General features: G+C 63.2%; 17 protein-coding genes and 1 pseudogene. 9 read left to right on the top strand and 9 right to left on the bottom strand.

The window, feature by feature from the left end; all coding sequences use genetic code 11:
* Positions 1-82: 82 nt before the first annotated feature.
* A pseudogene (locus FQP90_RS02975) lies at positions 83-739 on the top strand (energy-coupling factor ABC transporter ATP-binding protein); the annotation flags it as partial.
* A complete protein-coding gene (locus FQP90_RS02970) occupies positions 736-1,374 on the top strand; it encodes an energy-coupling factor transporter transmembrane component T family protein (RefSeq protein WP_144648246.1) in 639 nt (212 codons plus the stop codon). The pseudogene FQP90_RS02975 and the gene FQP90_RS02970, both read left to right, overlap by 4 nt.
* Here FQP90_RS02970 and FQP90_RS02965 read toward each other — a convergent pair.
* Positions 1,371-2,591 carry a thiolase family protein gene (locus tag FQP90_RS02965; RefSeq protein ID WP_144648425.1) on the bottom strand — a complete coding sequence of 407 codons (1,221 nt, stop codon included), beginning with the start codon at positions 2,589-2,591 and terminating at the stop codon, positions 1,371-1,373. The genes FQP90_RS02970 and FQP90_RS02965 overlap by 4 nt on opposite strands.
* The gene (locus tag FQP90_RS02960; protein WP_144648245.1) at positions 2,566-3,957 is read right to left on the bottom strand and encodes a class I adenylate-forming enzyme family protein; all 1,392 of its coding nucleotides are present in this window, start codon (positions 3,955-3,957) and stop codon (positions 2,566-2,568) included. Before FQP90_RS02960 ends, FQP90_RS02965 begins: the two co-directional genes overlap by 26 nt.
* Before the next feature lie 61 nt (positions 3,958-4,018).
* On the opposite strand from FQP90_RS02960, the gene ypfJ reads away from it, so the two are divergent.
* Entirely contained in the window at positions 4,019-4,924 is a 906-nt protein-coding gene (gene ypfJ, locus FQP90_RS02955; protein WP_144648244.1) for a KPN_02809 family neutral zinc metallopeptidase, read from the top strand.
* Between the two features lie 86 nt (positions 4,925-5,010).
* Here ypfJ and FQP90_RS02950 read toward each other — a convergent pair whose 3' ends face one another.
* The 6 genes from FQP90_RS02950 to FQP90_RS02925 are packed head-to-tail and all read right to left on the bottom strand — an operon-like array spanning position 5,011 to position 10,164.
* Positions 5,011-5,343, bottom strand: coding sequence for a metal-sulfur cluster assembly factor (locus FQP90_RS02950; RefSeq protein WP_011774796.1), 333 nt, complete (start codon positions 5,341-5,343; stop codon positions 5,011-5,013).
* 13 nt (positions 5,344-5,356) lie between these two features.
* Positions 5,357-6,142, bottom strand: coding sequence for a Fe-S cluster assembly ATPase SufC (gene sufC, locus FQP90_RS02945; protein WP_011774795.1), 786 nt, complete (start codon positions 6,140-6,142; stop codon positions 5,357-5,359).
* A 43-nt stretch (positions 6,143-6,185) separates the two neighbouring features.
* Positions 6,186-6,542, bottom strand: coding sequence for a non-heme iron oxygenase ferredoxin subunit (locus FQP90_RS02940; protein ID WP_011774794.1), 357 nt, complete (start codon positions 6,540-6,542; stop codon positions 6,186-6,188).
* Between the two features lie 21 nt (positions 6,543-6,563).
* On the bottom strand, positions 6,564-7,877 hold the full coding sequence (gene sufD, locus FQP90_RS02935) for a Fe-S cluster assembly protein SufD (protein WP_144648243.1): 1,314 nt from the start codon (positions 7,875-7,877) through the stop codon (positions 6,564-6,566).
* A 2-nt stretch (positions 7,878-7,879) separates the two neighbouring features.
* Positions 7,880-9,343, bottom strand: coding sequence for a Fe-S cluster assembly protein SufB (gene sufB / locus FQP90_RS02930; protein WP_011774792.1), 1,464 nt, complete (start codon positions 9,341-9,343; stop codon positions 7,880-7,882).
* On the bottom strand, positions 9,343-10,164 hold the full coding sequence (locus tag FQP90_RS02925) for a helix-turn-helix transcriptional regulator (RefSeq protein ID WP_144648242.1): 822 nt from the start codon (positions 10,162-10,164) through the stop codon (positions 9,343-9,345). The genes sufB and FQP90_RS02925 overlap by 1 nt, the downstream gene beginning before the upstream one ends.
* 110 nt (positions 10,165-10,274) lie before the next feature.
* On the opposite strand from FQP90_RS02925, the gene FQP90_RS02920 reads away from it, so the two are divergent.
* The 3 genes from FQP90_RS02920 to FQP90_RS02910 are packed head-to-tail and all read left to right on the top strand — an operon-like array spanning position 10,275 to position 12,992.
* On the top strand, positions 10,275-11,240 hold the full coding sequence (locus FQP90_RS02920; protein WP_144648241.1) for an ABC transporter ATP-binding protein: 966 nt from the start codon (positions 10,275-10,277) through the stop codon (positions 11,238-11,240).
* Complete coding sequence (locus tag FQP90_RS02915) at positions 11,237-12,001, top strand: ABC transporter permease (protein WP_144648240.1); 765 nt, start codon at positions 11,237-11,239, stop codon at positions 11,999-12,001. Before FQP90_RS02920 ends, FQP90_RS02915 begins: the two co-directional genes overlap by 4 nt.
* A 46-nt stretch (positions 12,002-12,047) precedes the next feature.
* Positions 12,048-12,992 carry a COX15/CtaA family protein gene (locus FQP90_RS02910; RefSeq protein ID WP_144648239.1) on the top strand — a complete coding sequence of 315 codons (945 nt, stop codon included), beginning with the start codon at positions 12,048-12,050 and terminating at the stop codon, positions 12,990-12,992.
* 821 nt (positions 12,993-13,813) lie between these two features.
* On the opposite strand, the gene FQP90_RS02905 is transcribed toward FQP90_RS02910, so the two are convergent.
* The gene (locus tag FQP90_RS02905; protein ID WP_144648238.1) at positions 13,814-14,776 is read right to left on the bottom strand and encodes a heme o synthase; all 963 of its coding nucleotides are present in this window, start codon (positions 14,774-14,776) and stop codon (positions 13,814-13,816) included.
* Positions 14,777-15,204: 428 nt separating this feature from the next.
* On the opposite strand from FQP90_RS02905, the gene tkt reads away from it, so the two are divergent.
* From tkt to FQP90_RS02890, 3 genes are read left to right on the top strand one after another with little or no spacing between them, the layout of a single operon-like run.
* Entirely contained in the window at positions 15,205-17,331 is a 2,127-nt protein-coding gene (tkt, locus tag FQP90_RS02900; RefSeq protein WP_244296461.1) for a transketolase, read from the top strand.
* Between the two features lie 23 nt (positions 17,332-17,354).
* Entirely contained in the window at positions 17,355-18,473 is a 1,119-nt protein-coding gene (gene tal, locus FQP90_RS02895; RefSeq protein ID WP_110504609.1) for a transaldolase, read from the top strand.
* 6 nt (positions 18,474-18,479) lie between these two features.
* A complete protein-coding gene (locus FQP90_RS02890; RefSeq protein WP_144648237.1) occupies positions 18,480-20,111 on the top strand; it encodes a glucose-6-phosphate isomerase in 1,632 nt (543 codons plus the stop codon).

Below are 20,111 nucleotides of genomic sequence, written 5' to 3'. Positions count from 1 at the left end.
CATGAACCTCATCAGTTTCAGCAGGGTCTCGGTGCGGGTCGTCGTCGACGGCCGGGACGCGCCCAAGACCCTGCTGCATGACTTCTCCCTGGAGTTGTCCGAGCGTCGCATCGGCGTGATTGGCGCCAACGGATCCGGGAAATCAACGCTTCTGCGCCTCCTGAATGGCTTAGTGGAACCGAGTGCCGGAACGGTGACCGTGGGTGGCGCCGACACGGTGACGGACGTCCGCCGTGTCCGGGGCAATGTTGGCTTCGTCTTCACCGATCCCCTGTCCCAGCTGGTCATGCCGACAGGGCGCGAGGACGTTGAGTTGTCGTTGCGTCGATCCGTGAAGAATTCGAAGGAACGTGCGGCCCGGGCCGAGTCCGTCCTGGATCGCTTTGGCCTGCTCCACCTTGCCGACCAAAGCATTTATGAGCTCTCTGGTGGCGAGCGGCAGTTACTGGCGCTGGCCGCCGTCCTGGCCGTGAATCCTGGAGTGTTGGTCCTGGACGAGCCTTCCACGCTGCTGGACCTCCGCAACCGCGAACTTCTGCGCCGAACACTGGCGGGATTGGACCAGCAGGTCATCATGTCCACGCACGACCTCGATCTGGCGCTGGACATGGATCGCGTCCTGGTGGTGGAGTCGGGCCGCATAGTGTTCGACGGCGGTGCAGCCGAGGGCGTTGCCCTTTACCGGGCGCTGTGCGCAGCTTCCCTGGGTGAACTGCCGCACGAAAGTGCTCCACGGTGAGGGGCCACGGCTTCCTGATTGCCAACTACGTACGCGGAGACTCGGTGATCCACCGCACTCCGCTCTGGCTGAAATTCCTGGTGGTGGTTGCCTGCGGAACGGCGTCGTTCCTGATCGTGGACTGGGCTGTGTCCCTGGCGATCTTCGCCGTCATGTGCGGGCTGTTCCTTCTCAGCGGTGCCGGCGTGCGGCGCCTCCTCAGGGCAATCTGGATGGTGGCGCCGATCCTCCTGGTCATCGGGCTCTTCCAGTGGTGGCAGCTGGGGGGACCGACGGCGGCCCGCATCGTAGTGAACATCCTGGTCTGCGTTGTGGCGGCCTCGGTGCTGACAGCAACAACACCGGTGCAGGACCTTCTGGACGGCGTGGTGTCGTTGGCCAAGCCCTTCCGCCGGCTCGGTGCCGACCCCGAGCGCTTCGCACTGACCATCGCAGTGATGCTGAGGAGCATTCCTTTCATCGCCGGCGCCTTCTCCGATGTCCGGGACTCAGCGCGTGCCCGCGGTCTGGAACGCAATCCCCGGGCGCTGGTCCTTCCTGTCTTCATCACCACTGTGGCCTACGCCCGGCAGACGGGCGACGCGTTGGCCGCCCGGGGGCTGGGCGAGGCTGAGGAAATCCCGGAGAAGAGCTAGAGCCTTGAATACCGCAGGAGGGCAGCAGTTCCCATGCCGCCGGCGATGCTGATCATCGCCAACCCGAGCGCCGACGCACCCGTTTCCTGGTACTTCCTGCGCGCTTGTGCGAACAGTCGCGTGACCAGGACGGCCCCCGAAGCTCCGTAGCCGTGGCCCAACGCCAGCGCTCCTCCTTCGAGGTTGGCCCTGGCAGGGTCCACGCCCAAATGCTCCAGGCATGCGATCGTCTGGGATGCGAAAGCCTCGTTGAATTCGATGAGGTCAACTTCATCAGCCACCAGGTTGCTCGACGACAGCAAGCGTTCGGCTGCGTAGGCGGCACCGATACCCAGCAGTTCCGGGTCCACTCCATGGGTGTCGCAGCCCAAAACAGTCAAGCCGTCTGCGGCACCCATGCTGCGTGCACGCTTCAGCGACGTGATGACGACCGCGGACGCCGCGTCGGCGTCGAAGCATGAGTTTGCTGCCGTGACCGTTCCACCGCGCACGAACGCAGCCGGGAACCTCGCCATCAGCGGCGCCCGCAGTGAAGGTTTGGGGCCGTCGTCGGTATCCACCAGTGTTCCATTGCTCGTGAGTGGAACGATCTCCTCCGAGAACTTCCCGGCAGCAGCGGCGCCCACTGCACGGCGATGGCTTCTGAGCGCGTACTCGTCCTGCCGCTGCCGGGTCACCCCAAAGTCCCTTGCCACGTTCTCCGCCGCCACACCCATGTCCGGGTCGCCGAACTCGGGTGGCACGAAGGTGGCCCGGGCGTAAAAGTCCAGGCCGCCGTCGTCGTTCCTGTGAGCGCGGGCCGGTGCCGAACTGATGCTTTCGACGCCGCCGGCCAGGTACAGGGGATCGCCGCCGGCCGCCACCAGCCGCGAGGCCAGGGCAATCGCGTCCAGCCCTGAGCCGCACTGGCGGTCCACAGTGAGCCCTGGAACGGTCATGGGCAAGCCGGCCTGGAGGGCGGCGTACCTGGCAAGGTTTCCTCCCCCACCCACGGCATTGCCGATGATGACATCATCCACTTCTACTGGGTCCATACCTGTGGACTCCAGCAGCGAACTCAACACTGGTGCCAGCAAGTCCGGCGCTCGGAACTGCTTCAGTTGCCCGTTGGCGCGACATATCGGTGACCGCAACGCGGCGATGATGACCGGCTGCCGGGATTCATCTGTGCCCCTGCCGGACGGATTGACGCTAGCCAAGAGGCTGCGCCCGCGCATCATGGTTCTTGATCCAATCGAGGAGCACCTTGCGGCTGACCTTGCCTCGGTCGGTCATGGGCAACTCCGACAATACGTAATACTGCAGCGGCCACTTGTCCCGTGCCAGCAGGCCATCAAGGCCCGTACGGAGCTGCGTAGCTGTCACGGCACCGTAGGCAGGCACGATTCCGGCGATCACTCTTTGACCGCGGAGATCGTCGGGCGCCCCGGCGGCGATGGCGAGCTCGATCCCGGGAACGGAGGCGATGGCGAGTTCAACCTCGTGCGGGTAGACGTTCTTTCCGGCCGTGATGATCATGTCCGAACGCCTGCCAAGGATGTGGAGGGTGCCATGGTCGAGGTAGCCCTGGTCCCCCACCGTGTACCAGCCATCGAGGCACCGCAACGCCTGCCCGTCATCGCCCCACAAGTAGCCGTTGCTGACCATACCGCTGCGCACGCTGATATTCCCATGGTCTCCATCGGGAAGCGGCCGGCCTGCATCGTCAAGGATGCTCAGTTCGACACCGGGAAACGGGGTTCCGATTCCTGTGCCTCCGGCGTCCAGCGGTTCACCCGCGGCAAGGCGGGTGCCGGAGACGAAACTCAGCTCCGAGGCGCCGTAGTACTCATAGATGGCGGCATGCGGCGCCCATCGGCGTGCCGCCTCCAAAGTCCGGGCGTCCAGCTTGGAACCCGCGCAAATGATGCTGCGGATACCGGAGGCATCGACATCACCGGCGAGGCCCCTTTCACTGAGCAACCGGAGCATGGTGGGAGCCAGCACAAGACGGGTGATGCCGTCATGGCTGATGGCTGCGTGGGCGTCACCAACATCGAAGGATGCCAGGGTGTGAAACGCGGCGCCGGCATACAGGCACTCCGAGAGGGCATAGAGGTTCAGGCTGGCGGAAAGCGGGCCAGGCGCCAGCGTACGGTCATCCTGCGCAAGCCCGAAAAACTCGATGGAGGCGTCAAAGGACACCTGCCACGAGCGGCGGGAGCGAGTGAATGCTTTCGGCACGGAAGTGGTGCCGGAGGTGAGACCGATCAGGAAAGTGCTGGAAGTATCTCCATCCACGAGTTCTGTCCCGGTCGCAGAGGCGTTGTCCAGGAGGCGCGAAGCCACGTCCTCGATCATGGCGGCCGGCCATTGCGGGTCCAGGACGGCGCAGCGCCGCTCCCCTGCTACGGCGGCAGCATAGTGTGCGACGAAGCGGACGGAGTTTGGCTCAGCCAGCACCGTAGTGGCTCCGGCGGTTCCGAGCAGCGCTGCTGCGGCATCGCGGAGTTCCACCCAGGTGATTCGGCTGCTGCCAACAACGACGGCGGTGTCGTGGGGGCGCTCATCAGCCCAGAGTTGAAGTTTGTCCAGGAAAGGCATCCAAGCAATTTTACGGCAGTGTCCAGCCTCCGGCACTAAAAGTGACGTCTATTCTGACTGTATGAGTTTCAACGATGGTGCGCAGCTTGACCCGTCCCAAGTAGAAGACCGACGCGGCGGTGGAATGGGCCGAGGGACCAAGATTGGTGGTGGCATCGGCGGCGGCATCGTGGTGCTTTTGCTGGTGCTGCTCGGGGTAAATCCGAACGTCCTGGGAGACTTGACGGGCGGCGGAAGCCAGCCACCCGCCGTCGAAAGTGGCGGTCCCGGCGCGGGAGGTATCCAGGAATGCCAGACGGGTGCCGATGCGGACAAGCGCCTGGATTGCCGGATCACAGGCACTGTGAACAGTCTCAATGCCTTCTGGCCCGATTACCTGGCCCAGTACAACGTGCAGTACTCGCGGCCGGGGACGGTCATCTTCGATACGGCCACGAACACAGGGTGCGGCCCAGCCACCACGGCAGTGGGACCCTTTTACTGCCCGGCGGACGTCAAAGCCTATTTTGATCCGGGCTTCTTTGATGAGTTGGTGACCCGCTTCGGTTCATCGGGTGGGCCCTTGGCACAGGAATACGTGGTGGCCCATGAGTTTGGGCATCACGTACAGAACATCCTGGGGACCTTGGACCAGGCCCAGCAGGACCCACAGGGCCCGCAGTCCGGAGCAGTCCGGGTGGAGTTGCAGGCGGATTGCTTTGCCGGGCTGTGGGTTCGCCACGCCACAACGCAAACCGATGCCAGCGGCAGGCCCTTCCTGGATCCGCTCACCGAGCAGGACCTGCAGGATGCGCTCTCGGCCGCGTCCGCCGTCGGCGACGACCGGATCCAACAAGCAGCAACCGGAAGGGTCTCGCCCGAGTCGTGGACCCATGGCTCCAGCGAGCAACGGCAGAAATGGTTCTATCAGGGCTACACCACCGGCGACATCAACAAATGCGACACGTTCGGAGTGGCCACGCCCTAGGGCTGTGGTGTCATGAAAAAGGAAGGGTTCCGGGCAACATGCCCGGAACCCTTCCTTATGCCCGCTTTCCGGACAAATCCTGCTGATCAGATGTTGAAGCCGAGGGCCCGCATCTGGTCCTTGCCGTCGTCGGTGATCCGCTCAGGACCCCACGGCGGCATCCATACCCAGTTCAGGCGCCAATCGTCAACGACTCCGTCGAGGGACTTGCCAACCTGCTCTTCAAGCACGTCCGTCAGCGGGCACGCCGCCGTGGTCAGTGTCATGTCAATCAGGAGGGCGCCGTCCTCGTCCGAGTACTTGAGTCCGTAAAGGAGGCCCAAGTCCACCACGTTGACCCCAAGTTCCGGGTCAATGACGTCCTTAAGCGCTTCCTCGACGTCCTCGAGGCTGGTGCGCGCCGTGTTGATTTCGGTCATGGAACGATCCTAACTAGGCCTGCACGGCAGGAGCAACGGCAACGCCGGCGCCTGGAGCGTAGCGGTCGTAGCCTTCTTCTTCGAGACGGTCCGCGAGCTCGGGGCCACCCTCTTCAACAACCTTGCCGTCGACGAAGACGTGAACGAAGTCCGGCTTGATGTAGCGCAGGATGCGGGTGTAGTGGGTGATGAGCAGCGTACCCATGTTGCCTTCTTCGTGCGCACGGTTGACGCCCTCGGAAACAACCTTCAGGGCGTCGACGTCCAAGCCCGAGTCGGTCTCGTCGAGGATGGCGAACTTCGGCTTGAAGAGCTCAAGCTGCAGGATCTCGACACGCTTCTTCTCGCCACCGGAGAAGCCTTCATTGACATTGCGCTGGGCAAAGTCGGCGTCGATGCGCAGCTGCTGCATGGCCGCCTTGACGTCCTTGGTCCAGGTACGCAGCGCCGGTGCTTCACCGTCGATGGCTGTCTTGGCGGTGCGCAGGAAGTTGGTCATGGTGACGCCCGGAACCTCTACGGGGTACTGCATGGCCAGGAAGACGCCTGCGCGGGCACGTTCGTCGACGCTCATCTCGAGGACGTCTTCGCCGTCCAGCGTGATGGTGCCGCTGGTGACGTTGTAGCGCGGGTGACCGGCGATGGTGGAGGCGAGCGTGGACTTGCCCGAACCATTGGGGCCCATGATGGCGTGGGTCTCGCCGGTCTTGATGGTCAGGCTGACGCCCTTCAGGATCTCCTTGGTGCCCTGCTCCGTCTCAATGCTGACGTGCAGGTCCTTGATCTCAAGAGTTGACATGCTCTTCTTTCTTTTCGTTCGTAAGTCTGGCGGTACTGGACGCTCAGTAGTTATCTACCGAAGCGCCGTTCACAACGTTGGTCACGTCCACGTAAACGTCGTCTCCGTCGATGGTGACGGCGAAAACCGGGACGGGGTCATAAGCAGGCAGCTGGAGGGGCTGGCCGCTGCGAAGATCGAACTGGGAACCGTGTCCCCAGCATTCGATCGCGCAGCCTTCAACCTCGCCCTCGGACAACGAGATGTCCGCGTGCGAGCAGGTATCGGCGATGGCGTGGATATCGCCCATCGAGTCCTTCACGATGGCTACGGGGTAGTCGTCGATCAGGACACGCAGCGCCTGCTTGACCTGGATGTCATTGGCGTTGCATACCAGTTCGCCCTTGGTTTCTTCACTCATTGTTGTCCTGCCTGGCCTGTCTTAGTTGTCGGTCGCGGCGAGTTCGCGCTCAACGGCTGCGGTCAGGCGCTCTTCGATTGCCGGGACCTTGATCTGCTGGATGATCTCGTTGAGGAATCCTCGAACCACCAGGCGGCGGGCAACCTTTTCGGGAATGCCACGGGCCATCAGGTAGAACAGGTGCTCGTCATCGAAACGGCCGGTGGCGCTGGCGTGGCCTGCACCCTCGATCAAGCCGGTTTCGATTTCGAGGTTGGGAACCGAATCCGCGCGGGCACCGTCGGTGAGCACCAGGTTGCGGTTGGCCTCGTAGGTGTCGGTGCCTTCGGCTTCCTTGCGGATCAGGACGTCGCCAACCCAGACACTGTGGGCATTGCGGCCCTGCAGTGCGCCCTTGTAGAGAACCCGGGACTTGCAGTTGGCCACTGCGTGGTCCACGAAGAGGCGCTGCTCGAGGTGCTGTCCGGCATCTGCGAAGTACAAGCCGAACATTTCGACGTCGGCGCCAGGTGCAGTAAAGCGAGTGGACGGCGTAACGCGGACGAGGTCCCCGCCGAGGCTGACCACGATGTGCTTGAACTTGGCGTCGCGGCCGATCTTGGCCTGCTGCGATGACGCGTGGACGGCGTTGTCTGCCCACTCCTGCAGTGAGACTACGGTCAGTTCCGCACCGTCTTCGACGATGATCTCCACATTCTCGGAGACAACTGCGGTGCCCTGGTGGTCTAGGACCACGACGGCCTTGGAGAAACGCTCCGCCACAATCACGATGTGCTGGGCGGAAGGAGCCTCTCCGGCACCGGTGATGAGGACCGAAACTTCACTGTCCGCCTGCAGTTCCGCGGGCACGGTAACCACCGTGGCTTCGGCGAAGTTTTCCCAGGCGTTGGCGGACACGAGGTCCTCCGGGATGGCGGCCTGGCCGATGCGCTTGTCATCGCGTCCTACGGTTTCAACAACGACGCCGGCCGGTGCGGTGACGCTGACCGCCGGAGCTGCGCCGTTGAGGACTTCGGTGTGGAGGCCGCGCAGGCGCTTCAGCGGTGTGAAACGCCAGTCTTCCTCCAAGCCGTTCAGCGGCTTGAAGTCAGCCAGCTTGTAGGAAGTGAGGCGGCCTGCCCGCGAGCTGTCCGGGATGCCTACGCCGCCACCGTGCGAGTGGCTCTTGGCCGAAGCGCCAGCGAGCGGACCAGCGGAAGGCTGCTCCGACGTCGTGCTGGTGTTCGTCCCGGTGTTTACGGGCGAAAGGTTTTCGCCTTCCTCGGTGAAACCGTTGATAAACGGCTGGGCCGAGGGCGCGCCGATGCGCGCCTTTTCAGTAGTGATATCAGTCATTGTTAACCGACGGACCCTTCCATCTGCAGTTCAATCAAGCGGTTCAGCTCCAGGGCGTATTCCATGGGCAGCTCACGGGCGATCGGCTCGATAAAGCCGCGCACGATCATGGCCATGGCTTCGTCTTCAGGCATGCCGCGGGACATCAGATAGAAGAGCTGCTCTTCGCTGACGCGGGAAACGGTGGCCTCGTGCCCCATCACAACGTCATCCTCACGGATGTCGATGTACGGGTACGTGTCCGAACGGGAAATGGTGTCCACCAGAAGGGCATCACAGCGGACCGTGTTGGCCGAGTGCTTGGCGCCTTCGCGGACCTGGACCAAGCCGCGGTAGGCAGCACGTCCGCCGCCACGGGCAACGGACTTGGAGATGATGGAGCTCTTGGTGTTCGGCGCGATGTGCACCATCTTGGAGCCCGTGTCCTGGTGCTGGCCTTCGCCGGCAAAGGCGATGGACAGGGTCTCACCCTTGGCGTGCTCGCCAACAAGGTAGACGGCAGGGTACTTCATGGTCACCTTGGAACCGATGTTGCCATCGATCCACTCCATGGTGGCGCCCTCTTCGCAGATAGCGCGCTTGGTGACGAGGTTGTACACGTTGGTGGACCAGTTCTGGATGGTCGTGTAGCGGACGCGGGCGCCCTTCTTCACGATGATTTCCACAACAGCCGAGTGCAGGGAGTCCGAGGTGTAGATCGGAGCCGTGCAGCCTTCGATGTAGTGAACGTACGAGTCTTCATCGGCAATGATCAGCGTGCGCTCGAACTGGCCCATGTTTTCCGTGTTGATGCGGAAGTAGGCCTGCAGCGGGATATCAACGTGCACGCCCTTGGGCACGTACACGAACGATCCGCCGGACCATACAGCTGTGTTCAGCGAGGCGAACTTGTTGTCGCCCACCGGGATGATGGTGCCGAAGTACTCCTGGAAGATCTCCGGGTGTTCTCGCAGCGCGGTGTCCGTGTCAAGGAAGATGACGCCCTGGGCTTCCAGATCCTCGCGGATTTGGTGGTAGACAACCTCGGATTCGTACTGGGCAGCGACACCCGAGACGAGACGGCTGCGCTCAGCTTCCGGGATACCCAGCTTCTCGTAGGTGTTCCGGATGTCTTCGGGGAGGTCTTCCCACGTAGCTGCCTGCTTCTCCGTGGAACGCACGAAGTATTTGATGTTGTCGAAGTCGATGCCCGAGAGGTCTGCACCCCAGGTGGGCATGGGCTTGCGGTCGAAGTACTTCAGGCCCTTGAGGCGCAGATCGAGCATCCATTCGGGCTCGTTCTTCTTCGAGGAGATGTCGCGGACAACCTCCTCGTTGAGGCCACGACGGGCATTTGCGCCTACGTCGTTCTTGTCGGCCCAGCCGTACTCGTAGTTTCCGATACCGTGCAGTTCGGGATTCTTCTCCAGAATCTCCGAGATCACAGTGCCGTCGGCTACCGCTTTCTCTGCTATTTGGTCCGTCATCACGGCCTTTCTTGCTGGTTGTTTGATTCCTGATACGGGTTCCCGGACTGCACTGCGACATCTGGGGATGCCGTGGCAGCCAGTCGCCCGGTAGGTATATGGGTGGTGCAGACGTGCCCGCCTTGCGCGAGCGTGGAGAGCCGCCGGACGTCGACGCCCACCAAGCGGGAGAAGACCTTGGTCTCTGTATCGCAGAACACCGGGAACTCGGCGGCAAGACGCTGGATGGGGCAGTGCCCTTGGCATAGCTGGACGCTGGACAACGCAGCGGGCAAGGGGGCCTTGGCCTCAATGGAATGGGCAGAGGCGACGAAGCCGTCGCGGCTCAGGGCTTTGGAGAGCGCCATGGCACGAGCCGTGATGTCATCACCGGCCGCTTCCACCTCAGGGGCGTAACGGCGTTCCATGTCGGCGAATCGTTCTTCCGCGTACTCCCGCACTGCGTCCTCGCCCGCAAGTTCCTGCAGGCGCCGCAGCGCGGAACTGGCGATGTTCAGGTAATCGTCGCCAAGCGTTGACTGGCCCTGGGAACTGAGGACATAGCGGCGTGCCGGACGACCTGCGCCGGAGCCGGCCTTGGCCACCCTTTTGACCTCGATTACGCCACTGCGTTCCAAGTGGTCAAGGTGCCTGCGCACTGCGGCCGGGGTGAAGCCGAGAAGATCTCCCAGCTCTGCGGCGCTTACCGGGCCATTCTCCAAGACGGCGCTCAGGACGCGATCCCGTGTACGGTCATCCGCGTCCGGCAGCGCCGGCGGAGGCACGTAGGCCTCTGCCGCTGCAGCATGCCGCTTTGAGGGCATGGAAACTGGACTGCTCATGGAATACACAACACAATCATGTCGTAATTTGTTTCATGCATCCAGTAAGGCAAGACTGACCTGGGGCTGCCCGCCAAGTGTGACCGTACTACTTCACGTAGAATACTTTGGTGCGATCACCCGATTCCCCTGTCCTCACCATAGACGGACTCATTAAGGACGTAGGCCCTTTGGCCTCGCTTGACGGCAAAATGCTGCGGGTGGTCAGCGGACTGTCACTGGTAGCCGAGCGCGGCCAAGTCACCGCCCTTCTGGGGGCAAATGGGGCGGGCAAGACCACCACCCTCGAGTGCGCCCAAGGTCTTCAAAAACGTACCGGCGGGACTATTTCGCTGCTCGGCGCGGACCCGGACACGGCGGGTGCGGACTTGAGGGCGCGCGTAGGTGTGATGCTCCAGGACGGTGGCTTGCCGCCGTCGGCCCGTCCCATCCCACTGTTGCGGCACGTCGCCGGCATGTACCGAAACCCCATGGACGTTGACGCCTTGGTGGAGCGCCTCGGAATCGACCAATTTTCCAGGACCACTGTTCGTCGCCTCTCCGGCGGCCAAAAGCAACGGCTCGCCTTGGCGGCCGCGCTGGTGGGAAACCCGGAGATCCTGTTCCTGGACGAACCCAGTGCAGGGCTGGATCCCCAGTCGCGCCAGATGGTGTTCGACCTCATCGCAGAACTTCGGGACGCAGGAATGGGGATCGTCCTCACGACGCATCTCATGGACGACGCCGAACGCTTGGCGGACTACGTCTATATCATCGACGGCGGACACAATGTTGTAGAAGGAACAGTCGCCGAGCTTCTGAAGCACGACCATTCTTCCGACACCTCCATGACGGACCGGACCTTGTACTTCGATGCCCCGGCCGGACTCGACTTTGCCGGTGTCCTCGGCGCCGGGCTCCAGATCACAGAGACCCGGTCGGGCAGCTACACGATTAGCGGTGAGCTGACGCCAAACGACCTTGCGGCCCTGACCGCCTGGTGGGCAGAACGGAACATCTTGCCCGCTTCACTGCGCTTGGAAGCCCGTAGCCTTGAAGATGTGTTCCTGGATATTTCCGGAAGGGACCTCAGATGAGCAAGCTCCTCTCACCCAACGCCGGTCCGGCGTCATTGCCGCGCCGGATCATCCAGCAGGGCCGCTACGAGACCATCACCATGCTGCGCAACGGCGAGCAACTGATTCTCGCCATCGTGCTGCCGTTGATGGCACTTATAGGTCTGGTGGTCACCCCCATGTTGGACGGCATGGGCGGATCGCGTGTGGATGTGGCGACCCCTGGAATTCTCGCCCTGTGCGCCATGTCCACAGCATTTACCGGCCAAGGCATCGCGACGGGGTTTGATCGTCGCTATGGTGTCCTCCGGTTCCTCTCCACTACTCCCCTGGGCCGTGGAGGCCTGATTGCGGGCAAGATTCTCGCAGTGCTGGTGGTCCTGTTCCTCCAGGTCCTGGTGGTCGGCGCGATTGCCGGCCTTCTTGGCTGGCAGCCACGTCCAGAGGCATGGTTGCCTGGGCTTGGGTTGCTGGTCCTCGGTGCCGCCGCCTTCACAGCACTGGGCTTGCTGGTGGCGGGCACGGTGCGACCGGAAGCAACGCTGGCCATCACCAACCTGCTGTGGATCCTGCTGGGCGCGCTGGGCGGCATTGTGGTCCCTGCCGAACGGCTTCCCGCCCTCGCCCAGGGCATAGTGCAGTTCCTTCCCTCCGGCGCGTTGGGTGAAGCACTCCGTGACGCCTTCCTGCTGGGGGCCGTCCCGCTTCCCGCCGTCGTGATCCTCCTGCTGTGGACAGTGCTAGCCGGCGCCGCAGCCATCCGCTGGTTCAAGTGGAACTAACCAGCCTGTAGCCACTAACAATGCAGAACTGAGAGTTGAGAAAACTGTGAGCACGGCATCGCGCCTCCCGAAAACCATCCAGCGATTCACGTCCAAGTTGCCCACCGAAGTCAACAAGGCGGTGCGCCGACTGGCCCTGCTGTCGCTCATTGGGCAGACGGTTCTTGTGGTGACCGGTGGTGCGGTCCGTCTTACCGCCTCGGGTCTGGGCTGCCCCACGTGGCCGCGATGCACCAACGACTCGTTGGTCAATACACCGGAGATGGGCATTCACGGATTCATTGAGTTCGGCAACCGACTGCTTACGTTCGCCCTCGCGGCCGTTGCAGCGCTCATGTTGGTGTATTTGTGGAACCTCCGCAAGGAGCGTCGCGACCTCTTTGTCCTGGCTCTGGGACTCCTCGCAAGTATCCCGGCCCAGGCCATCATTGGCGGCATCACCGTGTTGTCAGGGCTCAACCCCTGGGTTGTAGGCCTCCACTTCCTGGTGTCCATGGCATTGGTGGTCTTCGCAACGCTGCTCGTCAACCGGGCTTACGGCAGGACCGGGGGCTTCATGAATCGCACGCTGCCGTCCCTTCCGGCGATTGCCCGCCCGGCAATGATGGCCGTAGCCGTCTTCTCGGCCCTTTCTGTGATGCTTGGCGTTGTAGTCACCGGTGCCGGACCGCACGCAGGCGACGCCGACGCTCCCCGCAACGACCTCGACTGGGACCTCTTCTCGCACATCCACGCCGTTCCCGCCTACCTCATCATGGCCGGAACGCTTCTCGCGGTGTTCCTGGTGGTGCGCCACAAGATCGGCGGACCGTTCCGCACAGCGGCTTATCTCTTGTTGGGCGTAACCCTGCTGCAGGCCATCATTGGGTTCACCCAGTACTACAACGGCATCCCGGCCCTCCTCGTCGGTGCCCACATGTTCGGCGCTGCCGTGCTGATGAGCGCTGCGACGAATGCAGCAGACCTGGCAAAGTACAGCCCCGCCACCTGAACCCCGCACGCTCTCTCACATCCCGCCCCTTTTTGAGGTTCGCTCTCTCACATCCCGCCCCTTTTTGAGGTTCGCTCACTCACATCCCACGGGTTTTAACGGGACCCTCTCCCACATCCTGAACTGCTCCCTTTTGTCGTCTGTAAGTGGTCGCGGCGCCGGCACCCGGGCGTGACCATGACACGCGGCGATTGGTGTCTGTATCTCCTCGCTGAACAGCGCCTTTCCTCGTTGGATGCCGCTGGACTTACCGAACCGCGCCGTTGTACGAGGACGGGCTCCGACCGTGGCTGTAGACAGCGAGGATTGTCCACTGGAGCGTGATCCAGGCAGCGCTCAGCAGGGAGGGGCCTTGGTTCGAGCCCTCAGCATCCCTCGATTCCCGAACAGCTCGAAACAAGGCGACGGCGGGGACTCCGGGGTCGGTCAGTTGCTAACAATGCCCCCACTTCGGCGTTGCTCAGGGAAGCCTTCGCGATGGGGAGGTGTGCCCCTCCGCCTTCGCCCCTCGCCCAGTCGCGAACACCACCCTTGGAACTCCCGACCTGTGCCATGTGCGAGACGTGCGAGAGGGACCGGCGAAAGGGTGCGGGAGGTGAGAGGGGGACCGGCGAAAGGGTGCGGGAGGTGAGAGAGGGACCGGCGAAAGGGTGCGGGAGGTGCGAGAGGGACCGGCGAAAGGGTGCGGGAGGTGCGAGAGGGACCGGCGAAAGGGTGCGGGACGTGAGAGAGCGTCGCGGTGGCGTTGGGCGAAACAGCGACGCCGGCACTCGGGTGAGTGCCGGCGTCGTCAGTATCTGTTGCTTGCGGGGTGGGACGCCCTAGCCGCCGATGATCGGTGAACCGATGAAGGGGTCAACGGCAAGGGCGATGAAGAGCAGCGTCAGGTAGCTGATGGAACCGTGGAAGACCTTCATTGCACCCTTGTTGGAGACGTCGCCACCCTGTGCGCGCTTGTACAGTGCATGGCTCTCGTAGAGGAACCATGCACCCGCAGCAACTGCGACGATGGTGTAGACCCATCCGGCCCCGCCAACGGGGACCATCAGCAAGGAGCAGGCAACCATGGCCCAGGCGTACAGGACGACCTGCACAGAGACCACTTTCGCACCGGCGATGGCGCCGAGCATCGGTACCTTGGCGTTGCGGTAGTCCTCGCCGTAGCGCATGGACAGCGGCCAGTAGTGGGGAGGCGTCCAGAGGAAGATCACCATGAAGAGCACGATTGCGGGCCACTCAACAGTGTTGGTGACCGCTGCCCACGCGATGAGGACCGGGAAGCAACCGGCGGCCCCGCCCCAGACGATGTTCTGGGCGGTGCGGCGCTTCAGGATCATGGTGTAAATGACGACGTAGAAGACTATGGCACCGAGGCCCAGCCAGGCTGACAGCGGGTTGGCCCCGAACCACAGGATCGCGATGGACGCAGCGCCAAGAACCCAGGCGAAAACCAAGGCCTCGCGCGGAGTCACCTCGCCAGTGACAAGGGGACGCTTCTCGGTGCGGTGCATCAGTTTGTCGATATCGCGGTCGATGTAGCAGTTGAAGACGCCGGCGCTGCCTGCGGCGAACGCGCCGCCCACGAGGGTGGCGAGGATGAGGCCGATCGACGGGAATCCGCGCTGGGCGAAGATCATGGTGGGAAGGGTGCTGACCAGGAGCAGTTCGATGACACGGGGTTTTGTCAGTGCCAGATACGCCTTGAACTTGCGGGAAATTCCGATGCTTCCCCGGGCCGGGGACGCGTTGAGGGGCGTATCAGTTGTGCTCACGGCGGCAGTCACTCTGTTCTATGCTCTGGGGTTCTCGCAGCGGCTGGCGTCCCGGTTGTCGAAAGCAAGCACGGGCGCGTGAACCGCTGGTGGCCTCCAAATATCATACCGTGGCCGGAAGTGGCCCGATGTCCGCAAAATACGTCAATGTTTCCGAATCTTCACTCCCCCGGCGGGCCATCGTGATTCATATAAGGGAATTTCTGTCCAGTTAGTGGGATTCCCTGAGTTCCCTGACACGTTTAGGGCTAAGCTGTTGAGCAGATCAGCACACGTTGACCATCCGGGAAACCGTATTCTCGGATATCCGTGCGTCTGGATGAGAGATCAACGTTTCAATGGTGAACGGCTGGTAGACACATTGCAGCGGGCGCCATCCTGTGCTTCCTGCGTGCCGTGTCCATACGCCTGCCGTCAGCACAGAGAGGGGCTCGGTTTTCGTGCCACATTTGGAAGAGCAAGAACTGTCATGGACCGATCTGGACAAGAAGGCTGTTGACACCGTTCGTGTGTTGGCCGCCGACGCCGTGGAGAAGGTCGGCAACGGCCACCCTGGTACGGCAATGAGCTTGGCTCCGGCAGCGTACCTGCTGTTCCAGAAGCTGATGCGCCACGACCCCAAGAACCCGGACTGGATTGGCCGCGACCGGTTCGTCCTGTCCCCCGGCCATACCTCGCTGACGCTGTACATCCAGCTGTTCCTGTCCGGTTACGGCCTGGAACTGAAGGATCTGGAAGCGCTGCGCACCTGGGGTTCGCTGACCCCGGGCCACCCCGAGTACAAGCACACCGCCGGCGTGGAAATCACCACCGGTCCCCTGGGCCAGGGCCTGGCTTCCGCTGTTGGTTTCGCCTACTCACAGCGTCGCCAGCGCGGCCTGTTCGACGCCGATGCTCCCGCCGGCGAGTCGCCGTTCGACCACACCATTTGGGTCATTGCCTCCGACGGCGACCTGCAGGAAGGTGTGACCTCCGAGGCCTCCTCGCTTGCCGGCCACCAGGAACTGGGCAACCTCGTCGTCATTTATGACGAGAACCACATCTCGATCGAAGACGACACTGACATCGCCTTCACCGAAGACGTCCTCAAGCGCTACGAGGCCTACGGCTGGCACACCCAGCGCGTCGACTGGACCAAGACCGGCGACTACGTCGAAGACGTCCAGGAGCTGTACTCCGCACTTCAGGCGGCCAAGGCAGAGACGAACAAGCCGTCCATCATCTCGCTGCGCACCATCATCGGCTACCCGGCTCCGAAGAAGCAGAACACCGGCAAGATCCACGGTTCGGCCCTGGGTGCCGAGGAAGTCGCAGCACTGAAGACCGTGCTCGGCTTTGATCCGGCCAAGTCCTTCGACGTTGACGAAGAAGTCCTGGCACATGCCCGCAAGGTCCTTGACCGCGGTGCTGAGTCCCGTGCAGCCTGGCAGGCTTCGTTCGAGGCATGGCAATCAGCCAACCCGGACGCCGCCGCCCTGCTGGAGCGTGTGGAAGCCAAGAAGCTTCCCGTGGGCATCGATGCCGCGCTTCCGGTGTTCGAAGCCGGCAAGGACGTTTCCACCCGCGCGGCTTCGGGCAAGGTCCTGAACGCCATTGGTCCGGTTCTTCCGGAGCTGTGGGGCGGTTCGGCCGACCTCGCCGAGTCCAACAACACCACCATCGAAGGCTCGCCGTCGTTCATCCCGACCTCGCGTTCCACGGATGCCTGGAAGGGCAACCCGTATGGACGCGTGCTGCACTTCGGTATCCGTGAGCACGCTGCCGCGTCGATCGTGAACGGTATTTCCCTGCACGGCCGCACCCGCGCTTTCTCCGGCACGTTCCTGATCTTCTCCGACTACCAGCGGCCGGCCATCCGCCTCGGCGCGCTGATGGGTGTCCCGTCCCTGTACGTGTGGACGCACGACTCCATCGGCCTGGGCGAAGACGGACCCACCCACCAGCCGGTGGAGCAGCTCGCATCCCTGCGGGCCATCCCGGGCCTGGATGTTGTCCGCCCCGGCGACGCAAACGAAGTCTCTGCGGCATGGAAGGCCATGCTGGAGAACCACGAGAACCCGGCCGGCATCGTCCTGACACGCCAGAACATCCCCACCTACGCCCGCGGTGAAGGCGAAGCTGCTGGTGACACGTTCGGTTCCACCGCTGGTGTTGCCAAGGGCGGTTACGTCCTGGCCGAAGCCTCCAAGGACGGCGAAACCGTTGACGCCCAGGTCATCCTGATCGGCACCGGCTCGGAAGTCCAGCTCGCAGTCCAGGCCCGCGAAGCCCTCCAGGCCGAAGGCATCGCAGCGCGCGTTGTCTCCATGCCGTGTGTTGAGTGGTTCAACAAGCAGGACGAGGCTTACCGCGAATCTGTGCTCCCCGCTTCCGTGAAGGCCCGCGTTTCCGTCGAGGCCGGCCTGGCGCTCGGCTGGCGCGAATTCGTCGGCGACGCAGGCCGATCCATCTCCCTGGAACACTTCGGTGCCTCGGCCGATTACAAGCGACTCTTCAACGAATTCGGCATCACCGCCGAAGCCGTGGAAGCCGCAGCCAAAGACTCCCTCGCAGGCTTGACGGCCTGATCCCCCACAACAGGAGAAAACACATGTCTACAACTCCCACGCAGCAGCTTTCCGACGCCGGCGTTTCGATCTGGCTCGATGACCTCTCCCGCAACCGTCTGGAGACCGGCACCCTGCAGAAGCTCATCGACGAGAAGAGCGTTGTTGGTGTAACCACCAACCCGTCGATCTTCCACGCCGCCATCACCTCCGGCACGGACTACGACGCCACCATTGCAGCCCAGGCTGCGGCGGGCGCCAGTGTCGAAGAGACGATCTTCGAGATCACCACCACCGACGTTGCAGACGCCTGCGACCTCTTCGCGCCCATCGCTGCAGCCACCCATGGCGTGGACGGCCGCGTCTCCATCGAGGTTGATCCCCGCTTGGCTTGGGACACCGCCGGCACCATCGCCGAGGCCAAGCACCTCTACGCCAAGGTCAACAAGGACAACGTCCACATCAAGATCCCGGCAACCCTGGAGGGCCTTGAAGCCATCACGGCCACCTTGGCCGAGGGCATCAGCGTCAACGTGACCCTGATCTTCTCCCTGGAGCGCTACCGCGCAGTCATCAATGCATTCCAGTCCGGCCTTGAGCAGGCCAAGGAGAACGGCCACGACCTCTCCAAGATCCACTCCGTGGCTTCGTTCTTCGTCTCCCGCGTGGACTCCGAGATCGATAAGCGCCTTGACGCCATCGGCACCGATGAAGCGAAGGCACTGAAGGGCAAGGCCGGCGTCGCGAACGCACGCCTGGCTTACCAGGTCTACGAAGAACTCTTCTCCACCGAACGATGGTCGGTCTTGGCCGAAGCCGGCGCCCTCCCGCAGCGTCCGCTCTGGGCCTCCACCGGCGTGAAGGACCCGGCCTACCCGGACACCCTCTACGTGACGGAACTCGTTGCAGCAGGCGTGGTCAACACCATGCCGGAGAAGACGCTCGACGCCACCTTCGACCACGGCGTGGTCACCGGTGACACCATCACGGGCACTTACGACGAAGCAAACGAGACCCTCAACGCCCTCGAAGCGCTCGGTGTCTCCTACAACGACGTCGTCACCCTCCTCGAGACCGAAGGCCTCGAGAAGTTCGTGGGCTCCTGGAAGGAACTCCTCGCCGACGTCGAAGGCGCACTCGTCACCGCACGGAAGGCTTCCTAACCCACTATGAGCACTATCAGCTACGACGCCAGCGGTGCCGCCCAGCAGGCCATCGCAGAACACATTGACGGCTTGGTCGAAGAGAAGATCGCCACCCGAATCTTCGCCAAGGACCACACGCTGTGGGGCCCTGACGCGGAGTCCGAGTCAGCGATCCGCCTTGGCTGGGTTGAGGCCGCAACAGTGTCCCAGCCCTTGGTCGACGGGATCCTGGAGCTTCGCGATGCCCTTCGCGCCGAAGGCGTTTCACGCATTGTCCTGTGCGGCATGGGTGGATCGTCCCTGGCACCGGAGGTTATTGCGGGTACCGCCGGCGTCGAGCTGACTGTGCTGGACAGCACCGATCCTGAACAGGTCAGTGCTGCTCTGGCAGACCGGTTGGCGGAGACGGCAATCGTCGTTTCCTCCAAGTCCGGCTCCACTGTGGAGACCGACTCGCAACGACGGGTCTTCGAAAAGGCGTTCAACGACGCCGGTATCGACGCCAAGAGCCGCATCGTCATCGTCACGGACCCCGGGTCTCCGCTGGACAAGGCATCCCGCGAAGCCGGCTACCGTGCAGTGTTCAACGCCGACCCCAACGTCGGCGGACGCTTCTCGGCACTCACTGCTTTCGGTTTGGTACCTTGCGGGCTGGCCGGCGTGGACATCCAGGCATTCCTGGATGAAGCGGAAGAGGCTGCGGAGATCCTCAACGAGGACTCCACTGACAACATCGGCCTTGCCCTGGGCATTGCCTTGGGTGGTACCAACCCGCTGCGCAACAAGATCGTCATCGCCGAGGATGGTTCGGGCATTGTGGGCTTCGCCGACTGGGCCGAGCAGCTCATCGCGGAATCCACCGGCAAACTCGGTACCGGTGTTCTTCCGGTCGTGGCCGGCCCGGAGTCCCCGGAGGCCCTCAACGGAGCCGACGACGTCCTGGTGGTTCGGCTGGTAAGTGCGGATGCCGACGTCGAACTTCGCGAAAACGAGGTTGCCATCGCCGGTGGGCTGCCCTCCCAGATGTTCGTCTGGGAATTCGCCACGGCAGTCGCCGGTCGCCTGCTGGGCATCAACCCGTTCGACCAGCCAGACGTCGAGGCCGCGAAGGTGGCTGCCCGTGGCTTGTTGGACGCCCGGCCGGAACCCACTCCCGCAGCCTTCACGGATGGTGCCGTTGAAGTACGCGGTGGCGAGTGGCTCGGCTCAGCGTCAACTGCATCGGAAGCCGTGCAGGCGCTCCTCGGCCAGCTCGGCACGGATGGCTACTTAAGCGTCCAGGCTTACCTTGACCGCATTTCGCACGCTCCGCTCGAAGGAATTCGCGACGAACTCGCCGCTGTCAGTGGCCGTCCGGTGACCTTCGGCTGGGGCCCCCGGTTCCTGCACTCCACCGGGCAGTTCCACAAGGGTGGACCGGCCATTGGGGTGTTCCTGCAGATCACCGCTGCATCGTCCACCGATCTGGCCATCCCGGAGCGCCCTTTCACCTTCGGTCAGCTCATTGCCGCGCAGGCCTCGGGCGATGCCCAGGTCCTGGAAGGCCATGGCCGCCCCGTGTTGCGCCTGCACCTCACCGACCGTGCTGCCGGCGTAGCCCAACTCCAGGAAGTCGTCGCTGCGTTGGCCGGCCAGGCCAGCGCACTCGAAAGCTAA

This window comes from Paenarthrobacter nitroguajacolicus (assembly GCF_007786235.1).
Lineage (GTDB): Bacteria > Actinomycetota > Actinomycetes > Actinomycetales > Micrococcaceae > Arthrobacter > Arthrobacter nitroguajacolicus_A.
The sequence above is the reverse complement of the archived record's forward strand: the minus strand, read 5'-3'. Positions and strand labels throughout refer to the sequence as shown.

Bases quoted from the DNA above. Each gene is read 5' to 3' on its own strand.
- FQP90_RS02965 (WP_144648425.1), bottom strand. From the start codon at position 2,591: ATGCGCGGGCGCAGCCTCTTGGCTAGCGTCAATCCGTCCGGCAGGGGC.
- FQP90_RS02960 (WP_144648245.1), bottom strand. From the start codon at position 3,957: ATGCCTTTCCTGGACAAACTTCAACTCTGGGCTGATGAGCGCCCCCAC.
- ypfJ (WP_144648244.1), top strand. From the start codon at position 4,019: ATGAGTTTCAACGATGGTGCGCAGCTTGACCCGTCCCAAGTAGAAGAC.
- FQP90_RS02950 (WP_011774796.1), bottom strand. From the start codon at position 5,343: ATGACCGAAATCAACACGGCGCGCACCAGCCTCGAGGACGTCGAGGAA.
- sufC (WP_011774795.1), bottom strand. From the start codon at position 6,142: ATGTCAACTCTTGAGATCAAGGACCTGCACGTCAGCATTGAGACGGAG.
- FQP90_RS02940 (WP_011774794.1), bottom strand. From the start codon at position 6,542: ATGAGTGAAGAAACCAAGGGCGAACTGGTATGCAACGCCAATGACATC.
- sufD (WP_144648243.1), bottom strand. From the start codon at position 7,877: ATGACTGATATCACTACTGAAAAGGCGCGCATCGGCGCGCCCTCGGCC.
- sufB (WP_011774792.1), bottom strand. From the start codon at position 9,343: ATGACGGACCAAATAGCAGAGAAAGCGGTAGCCGACGGCACTGTGATC.
- FQP90_RS02925 (WP_144648242.1), bottom strand. From the start codon at position 10,164: ATGAGCAGTCCAGTTTCCATGCCCTCAAAGCGGCATGCTGCAGCGGCA.
- FQP90_RS02915 (WP_144648240.1), top strand. From the start codon at position 11,237: ATGAGCAAGCTCCTCTCACCCAACGCCGGTCCGGCGTCATTGCCGCGC.
- tal (WP_110504609.1), top strand. From the start codon at position 17,355: ATGTCTACAACTCCCACGCAGCAGCTTTCCGACGCCGGCGTTTCGATC.
- FQP90_RS02890 (WP_144648237.1), top strand. From the start codon at position 18,480: ATGAGCACTATCAGCTACGACGCCAGCGGTGCCGCCCAGCAGGCCATC.